Genomic DNA, 12,560 nt, shown 5'->3' with positions numbered 1-12,560 from the left:
GGGTCAGACCCCGGTGCGAGCCTTGGTGCGGGCGTTGCGACGCTTGAGCGCGCGACGCTCGTCCTCGCTCATCCCGCCCCACACGCCGGCGTCCTGGCCGGAGTCCAAGGCCCAGGTGAGGCACTCAGTGGTCACGGGGCAACGGTTGCAGACCAGCTTCGCGTCGGCGATCTGAGCAAGCGCCGGGCCACTGTTTCCCACGGGGAAGAACAGCTCCGGATCTTCGTCGCGACAGACGGCCTTGTGGCGCCAATCCATAAGATCAAACTCCTCGTTAGACATGTCAAGCGTGCGCGGCGAAGCGCACTAGATTTTCTTCGGCTGTTAACGCGTGCACACGAATGTTTCTGCACTGTTGCATTGATGCTTTCACAGGCTGAACAGATGTCAATAGCATTGAGTTAACACGTGGGCAATGTCACTGGGTGGGGCGGTGACCGTACCGCTCACTCCGGTGTACTACACTCACAAATCAGCTGCGCCCTAATTCCACCTTAGCGGGTGTGTTTGCGCAGGTCAATCACTTTTCTGCGGCGGTGCGACGACGCACAGAGCCTCTGGGACCGACGTGAACGTCATGGTTTCGCGCTCGCCGACGTAATCTCCGTCAATCTGGCAGGCGACAGGCGTGTTGCTCGTCACGGTGACCGATGACACGTTGTCGTCGCGGATCAAATGCTTGGCGGCCAGGCGCGGGTTGCGGGCCACCATCTGCCGCACGAGTCGCAGATTCGCCCAGACATTCATGCTCGTGGTGGCGAACACGCCCAACCCGCTGTCGAACGTGGTGTCGGGGTTCGTCCACACCGGTCGGCTGTTGGCATAGGTCCACGGACTGGAGTTCGACACGAACGCGAAGTGCACTCCGCTGACCGGATCGCTGCCCGGCAGGTGCAGCGTCAGCGTCGGCTCCTTGCGGGCACTGGCCAGCACCTCACGCACCGCCACCCGGATGTAGCGCGAGGCGGTGACCTTGCGGCCCTTGGCGCGCTGGGCCTCTACGGCCGCCACCACGTCGCCGTCCACGCCCATCCCGGCGGTGAACACGCCCCAGCGCTCGCCGCAGTCCATCAGGCCGATGCGCCGCCACGGCCGGCCCAGCCGATACCCGCCCAGCAGGTCGACGAGCTGGTTGGTGGCCTCGATGGGGTCGGGGCTGATGCCCAGCGCCCGGGCGAAGACGTTGGCCGACCCGCCCGGGACGACCGCGACCGCGGGTGCCCGGCCGGCGTCCGGACGCGTCCCGCATTCACCCAGCACGCCGTTGACCACCTCGTTGACCGTGCCGTCGCCGCCGTGCACGATCAGCACGTCCACCCCGTCGCGGGCGGCGTCTCGGGCGATCTCGATGGCGTGACCACGGTGGTTGGTGTGTTCGACGGTCAGCGTGACCCGGCTCTCCAGCGCATGGGCGAGCAGGTCACGCCCCGCGGGGGTGGTCGAGGTGGCGTTCGGGTTGACGATCAGCACGGCACGCACGGGGCATGAGCCTAATCGGGCATCGTCCACTGCCGTTACTCGTAGAGTTGCCCGTCGAGGTAACGCCATTGGCCATTCACCCGCTCGAAACGGCTGCGTTCATGAAGGATGTGCCGGCTGCCGTGGTGGACGTACTGGGCCCGGAACTCGACCACGCCTTCGGTGTCGTGCTCACCGCCGGACTCGGTGTCGACGATCTGCAGCCGCCGCCAGGTGATGCTCTCGTCGAGGGACAGCTCGGCGGGCCGGGTGTCGGGATGCCACGAGGCCAGCAGGTAGTCGGCGGCACCGACGGCGAAGGCGCTGAACCGCGACCGCATCAGGGCGACGGCCGTGGCGGCCGGGGTGCCGGCGTGCAGCGGCCCGCAACAGTCGGCGTAGGCATGTCCGGTGCCGCAGGGGCAGTGCTCGTCGCTCGACACGCGGTCAATTATCGCTACCGGTCGCCTGCGCCGAAATCGACGTCTGGGCTGCGAATGTTGCCCGACCACAACCCTCGCGTCGATCTCGACGCTGTGAAACCAGCCGGTACCGTACTGAAGGTGACCGCACGCCCGGGAAAGCCCTGTCTACTGCTCGTCAACGGACCGAACCTCAACATGCTCGGTACCCGGCAGCCCGAGATCTATGGGTCCACCACGTTGGCGCAGATCGAGCAGCGGGTGGCCGAGGTGGCCGCCGGATTCGGTTTCGAGCTCCGCGCTGTGCAGAGCAATCACGAAGGTGTGCTGGTCGATGCCATCCAGGCCGCGCGCGGCGACTGCACCGGCATCATCATCAATCCGGCTGCCTACAGCCACACCTCGGTGGCGATCCGCGACGCGCTCAGCGCCGTCGAGCTGCCGGTGGTGGAGGTTCACCTGAGCAACATCCACACCCGCGAGACCTTTCGGCACCACTCATATGTGTCGGCTGTCGCCGAGGTGGTGATCGCCGGAGCGGGTCCGGCCGGATACGAGTATGCGGTGCGTTATCTGGCGGAGCGGCAGTCGTGATCCAGCCACCCTCGATCCGGTACGCAGGTTTCCTCACCGCCGCCGAAGGGGTGGCCGCGCTGGTCATGGCGGTCGTGCTGCTGGTGCGGGCGCTCGCCGGTGCCGATCAGCACATCGTCAGTGGTTACGGCACCGCGATCTGGTTCGTGCTGATCGGCGGCGGGGTGCTCGCCGGCGGTTGGGCACTGATCACCGCCCGGCGCTGGGGCCGTGGCATCGCGGTGCTGACCAACCTCCTGCTGCTGCCGGTGGCCTGGTATGTGATCACCTCGCACCACGTCGTGTACGGCGCGCTGGTCGGATTGCTCGCGCTGGTGACCCTCGGCCTGCTGTTCAGCCCGTCTTCGGTGGACTGGATCACCCGGCGCGGTTAGTCGGGGCGCTCGGCGGCCAGGGCGGAAAGCTCGGGGCCCGATACCCGGTAGGTGGTCCACTCGGTCTGCGGCTTGCCGCCCACGGCGTCGTACAGCGCGATGGCGTTGACGTTCCAGTTCAGCACCGCCCACGTCAGCCGGGTGTACCCGTGTTCGACGCATTCGGCGGCCAAGGTGGACAACAGCTTCCGAGCCAGGCCGCGACGCCGGAACTGTGGTCGTACGTACAGATCTTCCAGATAGAGCCCCGCGACGCCGTCCCAGGTGGAGAAGTTCAGGAACCACACCGCGGTCGCCGCGACGTGTCCGTCTACCTCCACCATGTGGGCGTGGGCCACTGGTTGGTCGCCGAAAAGCGCTGTATGCATCTGCTTTTCGGTCACAGTGCACTCATCGATGGCTCGCTCGAACTCAGCCAGCTCGCGGATCATCGCGGTGATCTCGACCTCGTCACCGGGCCGCGCCCGGCGGATCAGCTCGCTCATGTCGCCCCTAGTCCCGTCAGGATGGTCCTGAACTTGGTGGTGGTCTCGTCGACTTCGTCATCTGGATCGGATTCGGCGACGATACCGCCGCCGGCGCTGGCCAGTGCCGTGTATCGATCCGCGGACAACACGGCGCAGCGGATCGAGACCACCCAGCGCCCGTCGCCGCGGCTGTCGCACCAGCCGACGGCGCCCGCGTAAAAGCCGCGATCACCTTCCAGTTCGGAGATGAGCTCGGTGGCGCGGTCGGTCGGCACTCCGCCGACCGCCGGGGTGGGATGCAGTGCGAGTGCCAGATCGATTGCAGTGGTGTGCTTTTCGCGCAGCCGGCCGATGACGGGCGTGCTCAGGTGCCAGAGCGCGTCGGTACCGTGCAGCTCGGGCTCGTCGGCGATCTGTAGCTCTACACACAGCGGGTCCAGAGCCCGGCGCATCATGTCCACCACCAGCTGATGCTCGTGGCGGTTCTTCGCCGATGCGGCCAGTGCGGCCGCGTTGGCCGCATCGGTCCGCGGGTCTGCCGAGCGGGGTGCCGACCCGGCGAACGGCTGGCAGATCACCCGCTCGCCCTCGCGTGCCACCAGCAATTCGGGGCTCGCGCCCACCAGCGCGGTGCCGGTGTGAGCAGCTCCTGCCGCGGACAGGTCCGCCAAGTAGACCGTGGCCGCGGGATCGGCCTCGGCCAGGCGGCGCAGCACACCGCGCACATCCCACGGGCAGTCGGCGGTCAGGCGCAGCGCTCGAGCCAGGACCACCTTGTCGATCGGGTCGTGCGGGTCGCGCAGTCGGCTGATCGCTTCGGCTACCCGCTGTCGGTGCACCGGCCCCGGCGGCAGGGTTTCGCGCTGCAGCACCGACGGGAGGGGCGACGGATTCCAGAGCGGCAGTGCGTCGGCGACCTGAACCGTCTCGGGCTCGAAGAGGGCGACCGGAGCTCTCAAGTCGAAAGGTAAGGCGCCCACTACAATTGGCGTTCCGTGCCGCAGTGCGGCCTGGGCGTCGGCGATGTCGGCGAAGCCGGTGCGCATGCCCTCGCCCAGAACGGCGCCGGTCGGGCCGGCCAGCACGAACGACGGGTTCACAGCGACAGGCACGGGTTGGGGTGACCGGTCAGGCCGAGCGCGGTGATCTGGCGGATGCCGTGCTCGAAACCGCACACCGCCAGGGACGCGGGAACCATCGATACCCGAATGCCTTCGGACACCGGCAGTTCCGTCCAGCGGGTCAACATCGCGCGCGAAAAGTGACCGTGTCCGACGAACACCACATCTCGGGTGGGCACATGCTCCAGCGCCAACGCCACGGCCCGATCGGCCCGGGCGCTGACCTCCACCACGCTCTCGCCGCCGGGACAGCCGTGCGTCCACACCAGCCAATCGGGCACACTCTGGCGGATCTGCGGGGTGGTCAGCCCTTCGTAGTCGCCGTAATCCCACTCGGACAGCACAGGGTTGACCTCGTCCACGTCCAGGCCGGCCAATTCGGCGGTGTCCAGCGCGCGGCGCCGCGGACTGCTGATCACCAGCGGGTCGGACAACTGCAATTCGGCGAGCGCGGGCCGGGCCAGGATGGCTTGTTCGCGTCCGGTCTCGGTCAGGTCCTGTTCGGTGCGGCCGGTGTGCCTGCCGGTCGCCGACCACTCGGTCTCGCCGTGGCGGAGCAGGATCAGGCGGTGCAGGCGGTCGCTCACACCGGCGATTCTGCCGCACGTTCCGGCAATGCCGCCGAGAGCGTGCTTGGATGAAGGTGTGACGCGAGTATTAGCGGTCGCCAATCAAAAGGGTGGGGTAGCCAAGACGACGACGGTGGCGTCGCTGGGTGCGGCGATGTCCGAGCAGGGGCGGCGGGTACTGCTGGTCGACCTGGATCCGCAAGGTTGTCTGACGTTTTCGCTGGGTCATGACCCGGACAAGCTGCCGGTGTCGGTGCATGAGGTGTTGCTCGGGGATGTCGAGCCGGGGGCGGCGCTGGTGGAGACGGCCGAGGGGATGACGCTGCTGCCGGCCAACATCGACCTCGCGGGCTCCGAGGCCATGCTGTTGATGCGGGCCGGGCGGGAGTACGCGCTCAAGCGGGCGCTGGCCAAGGTCTCCGACGATTTCGATGTGGTGATCATCGACTGTCCGCCGTCGCTGGGTGTGTTGACACTCAACGGCCTGACCGCCGCGAACGAGGTGATCGTGCCGCTGCAGTGCGAGACTCTCGCGCACCGCGGCGTGGGCCAGTTCCTCCGCACGATCTCCGACGTGCAACAGATCACCAACCCCGATCTGACGCTGCTGGGCGCGCTGCCCACGCTCTACGATTCGCGCACCACCCACAGCCGCGACGTGCTGTTGGATGTCGCCGACCGGTACGAGCTGCCCGTGTTGGCGCCGCCGATCCCGCGCACCGTCCGGTTCGCCGAGGCCAGCGCATCGGGATCGTCGGTATTGGCCGGCCGTAAGAGCAAGGGCGGCCTGGCCTATCGCGAGCTGGCCCAGGCGCTGCTCAAACACTGGAAGTCCGGCAAGAAGTTGCCGACGTTCACGCCAGAGGTGGTGTAGGTAGCGTCTTGATCCTGTCCGTGCCCGCCCGCCTGAGCGTGTCTGGACGACGTAGCAGGTTGCCGAGGCGCGGAGCGACGAGAGGACGATCCGGATGGTTTCGGTGTTGAGGGCTGCGACGGCCACCGATCAGGGCCCGGTCCGTGCGACGAACCAGGACTCGTTGCTCGCCGACGGCATCCTGTTCGCGGTGGCCGACGGTTTCGGGCCAGAGGGGGACCACGCCAGCCGGATCGCGGTGGAGACACTGGCCGACGGATTCTCCGCCGCGCCCGATCGCGATGGGCTCGTCGGTGCGGTGCAGCGCGCTAACGAGCAGGTGTTCGCGCACGTCAGCGCGTCGGGGACGAGTTCGGGTGCCACGCTGACGGTGGTGGCGATGTTCGGCGACGAGCAGGGCGGCCCGATGGCCATCAACATCGGGGATTCGCCGTTGAACAGGATTCGCGACGGGGTCATGTGTCAGCTCACCGACGATCACAGTGTTTCGGGCGAACTCGTGCGCGCCGGTGAGATCAGCCGGGAGGAGGCCCGTTTCCACCCGCACCGCCACCTGCTGACCAGGGCGTTGGGCATCGGCCTCGTCATCCGTCCCGATTTGTTCGATCTCGACTGCCGCCCCGGTGACCGATTGTTGATCAGCAGCGACGGGTTGTTCGCCGGCGCCGAAGAAGCCGACATCGCCGTCGCCGCCACCGCTGACGAGCCGGAGGTCGCGGCGCAGCGGCTCGTTCACGTGGCCAACGATGCCGGCGGCAGCGACAACACCACGGTGATCGTGATCGACGTCGGCTGAGTCGGCGTCATGCCGCGCCGAGGGCCACCAATTCTGTGCCACGCTGCTCGAGGAGGGTGTCTCCGGCCGCCACCGGCACCACCGGGGACACGCTGGGTGCGCGTGGCAGCGCGATGTGGCGCTGCCCGGTACCGGTCTTCGGGTCGAAGATGTCGTAGCCGTCGTTGACCGGAACCAGCAGGTGTCCGGCCATCACCGTGGCCGGGCCGACCGGCAGATGCTGTCCGGACTCGTCCGCCGTGGGCGTCACGGTGAACTTGTACTGCAGGCCCGCGGTGCCGGTGGTGCTGAAGACCAGCACCGAGTCCCCGGTCCACCAGCTGATCAGGTCTCCGGTGCGGGTGGTGGTCGACTGCGGCGCGGCCGGTTTGGCCAGCGGCAGGCTGGCCAGGGTCTTGCCGGTCTCGTCGATGACGTTCACCATCGGGCGCGGGGTGGGTAGATACACCGCGGTCGTGGTGCCCGACACCGCGACCACCTTGGCGCCGGACTCGTCGGTGATGTCCTGCAGTTCGACGTAGCGCACGTCGGGGGTGTCTTCTTCGTCGGCCGGGCGTAGCAGCGTCAGCCGGATGAACTTGCTCTTCGGACACGACTCGAGCACCGACACGGCAGAGGAACTCGCCGCGGCCGACAGCTGGCGGCACACCGGTGAGGCCGGTACGTCGGGCTTGATGCGGGCGTCCAGGGCGCCGTAGGACAGCATCCGCACCATGTCCGAGCGCCACAGCTCCAGGCGACTGTCTCCGGCCGAGAGCACGGTCGAGCCGTCGGTCGACAGCCGGACTTCGGGGTCGGCGTAGGCGGTGCGGGCCGGCCCGCGCTTACCGGTCTTGCCGTCGACGGTGCTGACCTGCCCGCAGCCGCGAACGTCTGGATACACCGCGACGGCGTACTGGTACACCGAGGTCACGCCGCACAGTTCGAGGTCGCGGGCATAACTCCACAGCACTGCGCCGCTGACGGGGTCTCGTCCCTCCACAGTGGAGTCATGACCGGTCACCACCGACCCGCCGGCGAGCACGGGTTCGGTGGTCTTGGGGCTTTCGGTGGCCCACAGCTGTTGCAGACCGGTCGGCACCTCGCGGGCCGGGGTCAGATACGGAACCGGTGCGGCGGCGGGCCTGCTCATGGTGGCCCGGGCGTCGCTGGTCCACCAGATCAGGCCGGCCGCCACCGCGACGATCACGACGATTGCCGCGGCGGCCGCCATATCGCCGCGGGTGCGGCGTTCGGGTTTGACCATGGACTTGGTGCCGTCAGGTCTTCCGGCGTCAGCCCGCCGTGGCGGTCTCGGTCTTGCGCGGACGGCGCCGCCTGCGGCGACGACCCGAACTCGACGCGTCGCTCGCGGTGTCCTCCGACTCGGTCACCGGTGCCGCATCGGCACTGTCTTGCGCCGGCGCTGTGCTGCCCTCGGGGTGACCGGTGGCCGACTGGCCGCCGCGGGTACGCCGGCGGGTGCGGGTCTTGGCCCTGGCCGGACGATCACCGTCCGCCGAGGAGATGCGCTTCTCGTCGGGGCTGCGTTTGGCCGCGGACTTGCGCGGTTCACCGATCCGGCCGGTGGCGTCGCTCGGGATCCCCAGCTCTTCATAGATGTGCGGTGAGCTCGAATAGGTTTCGGCGGGCTCGGGGCAACCCAGGTTGAGCGCCTTGTCGATCATCTCCCAGCGGCTCAGTTCGTCCCAGTCGACCAGGGTGATCGCGACACCGGTCTTACCGGCACGGCCGGTGCGGCCGATTCGGTGCACGTAGGCCTGCTCGTCCTCGGGGCACTGGTAGTTGATCACGTGCGTGACGTCGTCGATGTCAATTCCGCGTGCCGCGACATCCGTCGCGACCAGCACGTCGACCGCTCCGGTGCGGAACGACTTGAGAGCCTTCTCGCGAGCGCCCTGGCCCAGGTCGCCGTGCACGGCGTCGACCTTGAACCCGCGCTCGGCGAGTTCGTCGGACACCTTCTGCGCGGTGCGCTTGGTGCGGGTGAAGATCATCGTGGCGCCGCGGCCCTCGGCCTGCAGGATCCGGCTGACCAGCTCGGACTTGTCCAGGGCATGGGCCCGGTAGGCGAACTGTTCGGTGGTGTCGTGGGTGGCCGCCGAGTGCGGGGCCTCGGCCCGGATGTGGGTCGGCTGGTTCATGAACGTGCGGGCCAGCGTGATGATCGGGTCGGGCATGGTGGCCGAGAACAGCATCGACTGCCGGTCGTCAGGGGTCAGCCGCAGGATGCGCTCGATATCGGGCAGGAAGCCCAGGTCCAGCATCTCGTCGGCTTCGTCGAGCACCAGCACGGACAGGCCGCCCAGCTGCAGGTGACCCTGCTGGGCCAGGTCGAGCAGCCGGCCCGGGGTGCCGACGACGACATCGACGCCCTTGCGCAGCGCTTCGATCTGGGGCTCGTAGGGACGTCCGCCGTAGATCGAGGTGACGGAGAACTTGCGGTGGGCGGCGGGGTCGGCGTCCACCGTCAGGTACTTGGACGCTCCGGCGAGATCGCCGTAGACCTGAATACAGAGCTCGCGGGTGGGCACCACGATCAGGGCGCGGGGAGTGCCGTTGAGCGGGCGGGTCTCGTCGCTGGAGATGCGGTGCAACAGCGGGATACCGAAGGCGTAGGTCTTGCCCATACCGGTACGGGCCTGACCGATCAGGTCGTCACCGGCCAGGGCCAGCGGCAGGGTCAGTTCTTGGATCGCAAAGGGGTGTTGAATACCGTTCTCGCTGAGTGCGCGGACGATTTCCTCGCGGACGCCGAGTTCGGCGAAGGTTTTGTTTACGTGCGTCATGGTTGGTAGAGGTGGCCTTTCACTGTCAAACCTCATGGGCATCCAGCGCACACGGAGTCTGACGGTGAAACGGTCGGGTTCGCCCGGGACAAGGTTCGTATCCTCGACGCTGCCGATCCGTTGGGCCCAGCTCCACAAGGGCGGGCCAACTGCGTGCACGCACATTTCCTGGTAGCGGTTCGGGTGCTCGAATTGTCGGCTCGAAGCCGTTACCACAACCCATTGTAGCTGGTCGCGGTGTCTGGACCGATTTGCCAGCCGATCAACCCCGTCTGACGGCGTCTAGAGTTGGCGTCATGAATTCGCCTCAGCCTGCCGCGGAACAGATCGCCAAACCGGTCGATTCGGGTGTGCCGGCGGATCACCCCGGTGTCAACGAATTGTTCGCCGTGCTGGCCTACGGCGAGGTCGCCGCGTTCTACCGGCTCACCGAAGAAGCGCGCATGGCACCGAATCTGCGAGGCCGGATCAACATGGCGAGCATGGCCGCCGCCGAGATGGGGCATTACGAGGTGCTGCGGGATGCCTTGGAGCGCAGGGGAGTTGACGTTGTCTCGGCGATGACGAAGTATGCGTCGGCCTTGGAGAACTACCACCGGATGACCACCCCCAGCACGTGGCTGGAGGCGTTGGTCAAGACCTACATCGGTGACGCGCTCGCCGCGGATTTCTACCTCGAGATCGCCGACGCCTTGCCCGAGGAGGTGGCCGGTGTGGTGCGCGCGGTGCTGTCCGAAACGGGGCATTCACAGTTCGTGGTCGCCGAGGTGCGGGCCGCGGTGACGGCCAGCGACCGTCAGCGTCACCGGCTGGCGTTGTGGGCGCGCCGACTGCTGGGCGAGGCCGTCACCCAAGCCCAGTTCGTGCTGGCCGATCATGACGAACTCGTCGATCTCGTGATGTCCAGCGGCGAGGGTCTGACCCAGTTAGCCGAGTTCTTCGGCCGGCTGCAGAACACCCACCAGTCCCGAATGCAGGAACTGGGCCTGGCGTAAGCCCGCCAGACCCAGTTCGCACTTTCCCGATTCGGTCGCTACTGCGTGCAGGTGGTGATCATCGTGTTGTTCGACTGGGCGATGAGCACGTTGCCCGCCGCATCGGTGATCGAGCAGTTGAGCTGACCCGCGACGCTGGTCGCGGTAACGGACTTGAGCGTTACCCCCGGGTTGAGCACCACGGTTTTGGCCCACGGCAGTGCCACGTTGATGTCGGTCTGCAGGGCGCCCTGCGCGTCGGTGTAGACGATCGTCACCAGATCGATCAGCTGCCGGTTGCCGGTCACCCGGTAAGTGATCGCGTTCGGGGTGGCGACGGCCGCCGGCGGTGGCGCGGCTTCGGGTGGCGCGGCCGGTGCGGGTGCCGCGGTGGCGCTGGGTGCCGGTGTCAGCGTGGTCACGGTCTCGGGTGACAACGGCGCGGTCGGGGCCGCGCGCGGCGGAACCGGTTTCGACGTGGCGTCCTGCGTCGGCTGCGCGGTCTGGGTCGGCTGAGCCGACGGTGAGGTGAGGGTGGCCGACACCGAGCCGCTGTCTCCGCCGCCGAGAATCACCACGGTGCAGATGACCGCGATCAGCAGGATGGCGCCGGCCACGCCGGCCACCCAGATCCAGCGCCGGTCGATGGGGTCTTCGTAGAACGTGACCTCGTCGTCGTAGTCGGCGTCGTAGCCGTAGTCCGCCTCGGCATCGGTGTCATAGCCGTAGTGACCGGTGTGGCCGGAGTACCCGCTCGGCTCATACGGGCGGTCCCCGAAGCGCTCGGTCGGGGTGGTGTCGTACGGCGAATAATGCCTGGTCATGCGGCTGCCCCAGTCGTCTCGTCCAATATCGGTCCTGATGCTATCGAGGCAGAAGTGACAGATGAGGTTGAGCTTCAGGCGTGTCGGTCACGGTCCGGACTCGGTTCGGTATCTGCGTTTTCGCGCACGGCGTAGCCCCCCGGGCACCGGCTGGCGGCGGCGGGCTCCGGCCGTCCACTAGCCTGCTCAGGGAAGTCGACACACGACGCGAGAAAGAAAGAAGGGTGCAGCGTGGAGGTCAAAATCGGTGTCACGGACAGCCCGCGCGAGCTGACCTTCAACAGCGCGCAGACGCCCACCGAGGTGGAGCAGCAGGTCACCGATGCGCTCGGCAAGGATTCGGGTGTGCTGGCGCTGACTGATGAGAAGGGGCGGCGCTTCCTGGTGCAGACCAGCCGGATCGCCTATGTGGAGATCGGGGCCGCCGATGTGCGCCGGGTCGGTTTCGGCGTGGGAACCGAAACCGCCTGAGATCTACGACCGGGTGAGTGGCACGTGTGACAGTCCGCCCCAGGCGAACTGCACCGTGCCATCCACGGCGGTATTCCGGTCGATCGGCCGGTCGTTGGTCAGCCAGTACCGCGCCGAGTCGACGCTGATCGCCACCAATCCGACCGCGATCATCCTGGCGCGGTGTGCCTCGAGTCCAGAATCGCGGCTGATCAGATCGAACACCGCGTCGGTGCACGCCTCGGTGGCCACTTTCACCTGCGCCGCCACCTGCGGCTCGCTGACGTAGTCGTTCTCGAAGATGAGCCGGTAGCCCTGGCTGTCGTGCTCGATGAAATCGAAGAACGCCTCGACGGCCGCGCGCAGCCGTTGCCGGTTGTCGGTTGTGGTGCGCAGCGCCTGACGCACGCCGGACACCAGGTTGTCGACGTGGCGTTGCAGCACCGCCAGGTACAGCTCGAGCTTCGACGAGAAGTGTTGATAGAGAACAGGCTTGCTCACGCCTGCGCGTTCGGCGATCTCGTCCATACCCGCCGCGTGGTAGCCACGCTCGACGAATACCTCGCTGGCGGCCGCCAACAGCTGCCCGCGCCGCTCGTCACGAGGCAGGCGGTTGCCGCGTCGACCAGCGGCCGTCGGCTTGTCACCTCTCCTCTCGGCGGTGTTGGCGAGATCGCTCATCAGGTCCTCAATCTGTATTGCTCTGGCGCACTTGGACATGATCATCCGAGCCGCTGATCGCACCGACACTACTACCGTGGCGCGCCGAATTCGTCGCGCGGTCACCGCACAAACCGGCGTGGGTTTCGAAATGACACCGGCGTGGTCACGGCATAGCTGCGCTGAGA

The 12,560-nt window shown here is 67.4% G+C and carries 16 protein-coding genes; 6 read left to right on the top strand and 10 right to left on the bottom strand.

Features of this window, described 5'->3' with window-relative positions; translation table 11 throughout:
- Window positions 1-3: 3 nt before the first annotated feature.
- From whiB1 to K6L26_RS22820, 3 genes are all read right to left on the bottom strand, one after another.
- Entirely contained in the window at window positions 4-258 is a 255-nt protein-coding gene (whiB1, locus tag K6L26_RS22830; protein WP_003882795.1) for a transcriptional regulator WhiB1, read from the bottom strand.
- Window positions 259-516: 258 nt separating this feature from the next.
- Window positions 517-1,479 carry a diacylglycerol/lipid kinase family protein gene (locus K6L26_RS22825; RefSeq protein WP_064895227.1) on the bottom strand — a complete coding sequence of 321 codons (963 nt, stop codon included), beginning with the start codon at window positions 1,477-1,479 and terminating at the stop codon, window positions 517-519.
- A gap of 35 nt (window positions 1,480-1,514) precedes the next feature.
- Entirely contained in the window at window positions 1,515-1,901 is a 387-nt protein-coding gene (locus tag K6L26_RS22820) for a YchJ family protein (protein ID WP_036388703.1), read from the bottom strand.
- 120 nt (window positions 1,902-2,021) lie between these two features.
- On the opposite strand from K6L26_RS22820, the gene aroQ reads away from it, so the two are divergent.
- Both aroQ and K6L26_RS22810 read left to right on the top strand, forming a co-directional pair.
- Complete coding sequence (gene aroQ, locus K6L26_RS22815) at window positions 2,022-2,474, top strand: type II 3-dehydroquinate dehydratase (protein WP_081281840.1); 453 nt, start codon at window positions 2,022-2,024, stop codon at window positions 2,472-2,474.
- Window positions 2,471-2,848: a hypothetical protein gene (locus tag K6L26_RS22810; RefSeq protein WP_019345074.1), complete on the top strand. Its 378-nt coding sequence runs from the start codon at window positions 2,471-2,473 to the stop codon at window positions 2,846-2,848. The genes aroQ and K6L26_RS22810 overlap by 4 nt, the downstream gene beginning before the upstream one ends.
- Here K6L26_RS22810 and K6L26_RS22805 read toward each other — a convergent pair.
- Genes K6L26_RS22805 through K6L26_RS22795 form a run of 3 tightly spaced genes read right to left on the bottom strand, consistent with a single transcriptional unit; the run spans window position 2,845 to window position 5,023 of the window.
- Window positions 2,845-3,333, bottom strand: coding sequence for a GNAT family N-acetyltransferase (locus K6L26_RS22805; RefSeq protein ID WP_064895225.1), 489 nt, complete (start codon window positions 3,331-3,333; stop codon window positions 2,845-2,847). The genes K6L26_RS22810 and K6L26_RS22805 overlap by 4 nt on opposite strands.
- The gene (locus tag K6L26_RS22800) at window positions 3,330-4,361 is read right to left on the bottom strand and encodes an isochorismate synthase (RefSeq protein ID WP_064895418.1); all 1,032 of its coding nucleotides are present in this window, start codon (window positions 4,359-4,361) and stop codon (window positions 3,330-3,332) included. Before K6L26_RS22800 ends, K6L26_RS22805 begins: the two co-directional genes overlap by 4 nt.
- Before the next feature lie 50 nt (window positions 4,362-4,411).
- Entirely contained in the window at window positions 4,412-5,023 is a 612-nt protein-coding gene (locus tag K6L26_RS22795) for an acid phosphatase (RefSeq protein ID WP_064895223.1), read from the bottom strand.
- Window positions 5,024-5,051: 28 nt separating this feature from the next.
- Between K6L26_RS22795 and K6L26_RS22790 the strand changes: the two genes are divergently transcribed.
- Both K6L26_RS22790 and K6L26_RS22785 read left to right on the top strand, forming a co-directional pair.
- Window positions 5,052-5,879 carry a ParA family protein gene (locus K6L26_RS22790; RefSeq protein WP_174551543.1) on the top strand — a complete coding sequence of 276 codons (828 nt, stop codon included), beginning with the start codon at window positions 5,052-5,054 and terminating at the stop codon, window positions 5,877-5,879.
- A 94-nt stretch (window positions 5,880-5,973) separates the two neighbouring features.
- Complete coding sequence (locus tag K6L26_RS22785; protein WP_064895221.1) at window positions 5,974-6,675, top strand: PP2C family protein-serine/threonine phosphatase; 702 nt, start codon at window positions 5,974-5,976, stop codon at window positions 6,673-6,675.
- Between the two features lie 7 nt (window positions 6,676-6,682).
- Here K6L26_RS22785 and K6L26_RS22780 read toward each other — a convergent pair whose 3' ends face one another.
- Window positions 6,683-7,921 carry an Rv3212 family protein gene (locus K6L26_RS22780; protein ID WP_019343151.1) on the bottom strand — a complete coding sequence of 413 codons (1,239 nt, stop codon included), beginning with the start codon at window positions 7,919-7,921 and terminating at the stop codon, window positions 6,683-6,685.
- A gap of 28 nt (window positions 7,922-7,949) precedes the next feature.
- Entirely contained in the window at window positions 7,950-9,464 is a 1,515-nt protein-coding gene (locus tag K6L26_RS22775; RefSeq protein WP_064895219.1) for a DEAD/DEAH box helicase, read from the bottom strand.
- A 296-nt stretch (window positions 9,465-9,760) separates the two neighbouring features.
- On the opposite strand from K6L26_RS22775, the gene K6L26_RS22770 reads away from it, so the two are divergent.
- Window positions 9,761-10,459 carry a ferritin-like fold-containing protein gene (locus K6L26_RS22770; protein WP_019343153.1) on the top strand — a complete coding sequence of 233 codons (699 nt, stop codon included), beginning with the start codon at window positions 9,761-9,763 and terminating at the stop codon, window positions 10,457-10,459.
- A gap of 38 nt (window positions 10,460-10,497) precedes the next feature.
- Here K6L26_RS22770 and K6L26_RS22765 read toward each other — a convergent pair whose 3' ends face one another.
- Window positions 10,498-11,262 carry a hypothetical protein gene (locus K6L26_RS22765; RefSeq protein ID WP_064895217.1) on the bottom strand — a complete coding sequence of 255 codons (765 nt, stop codon included), beginning with the start codon at window positions 11,260-11,262 and terminating at the stop codon, window positions 10,498-10,500.
- 231 nt (window positions 11,263-11,493) lie between these two features.
- Between K6L26_RS22765 and K6L26_RS22760 the strand changes: the two genes are divergently transcribed.
- Window positions 11,494-11,733, top strand: a complete 240-nt coding sequence (locus K6L26_RS22760; protein WP_019343155.1) for a DUF3107 domain-containing protein — start codon at window positions 11,494-11,496, stop codon at window positions 11,731-11,733.
- A gap of 3 nt (window positions 11,734-11,736) precedes the next feature.
- On the opposite strand, the gene K6L26_RS22755 is transcribed toward K6L26_RS22760, so the two are convergent.
- Complete coding sequence (locus tag K6L26_RS22755; protein WP_036389995.1) at window positions 11,737-12,393, bottom strand: HTH-type transcriptional activator FasR; 657 nt, start codon at window positions 12,391-12,393, stop codon at window positions 11,737-11,739.
- Between the last annotated feature and the right edge of the window lie 167 nt (window positions 12,394-12,560).

Source organism: Mycobacterium farcinogenes (assembly GCF_019739075.1).
Classification (GTDB): Bacteria; Actinomycetota; Actinomycetes; order Mycobacteriales; family Mycobacteriaceae; genus Mycobacterium; species Mycobacterium senegalense.
Note: the sequence above shows the minus strand (reverse complement) of the source record. Positions and strands in the feature narration are given on the sequence as shown.

Bases quoted from the DNA above. Each gene is read 5' to 3' on its own strand.
- whiB1 (WP_003882795.1), bottom strand. From the start codon at position 258: ATGGATTGGCGCCACAAGGCCGTCTGTCGCGACGAAGATCCGGAGCTG.
- K6L26_RS22805 (WP_064895225.1), bottom strand. From the start codon at position 3,333: ATGAGCGAGCTGATCCGCCGGGCGCGGCCCGGTGACGAGGTCGAGATC.
- K6L26_RS22800 (WP_064895418.1), bottom strand. From the start codon at position 4,361: ATGCGCACCGGCTTCGCCGACATCGCCGACGCCCAGGCCGCACTGCGG.
- K6L26_RS22790 (WP_174551543.1), top strand. From the start codon at position 5,052: ATGCCGCCGAGAGCGTGCTTGGATGAAGGTGTGACGCGAGTATTAGCG.
- K6L26_RS22785 (WP_064895221.1), top strand. From the start codon at position 5,974: ATGGTTTCGGTGTTGAGGGCTGCGACGGCCACCGATCAGGGCCCGGTC.
- K6L26_RS22780 (WP_019343151.1), bottom strand. From the start codon at position 7,921: ATGGTCAAACCCGAACGCCGCACCCGCGGCGATATGGCGGCCGCCGCG.
- K6L26_RS22775 (WP_064895219.1), bottom strand. From the start codon at position 9,464: ATGACGCACGTAAACAAAACCTTCGCCGAACTCGGCGTCCGCGAGGAA.
- K6L26_RS22770 (WP_019343153.1), top strand. From the start codon at position 9,761: ATGAATTCGCCTCAGCCTGCCGCGGAACAGATCGCCAAACCGGTCGAT.
- K6L26_RS22765 (WP_064895217.1), bottom strand. From the start codon at position 11,262: ATGACCAGGCATTATTCGCCGTACGACACCACCCCGACCGAGCGCTTC.
- K6L26_RS22755 (WP_036389995.1), bottom strand. From the start codon at position 12,393: ATGAGCGATCTCGCCAACACCGCCGAGAGGAGAGGTGACAAGCCGACG.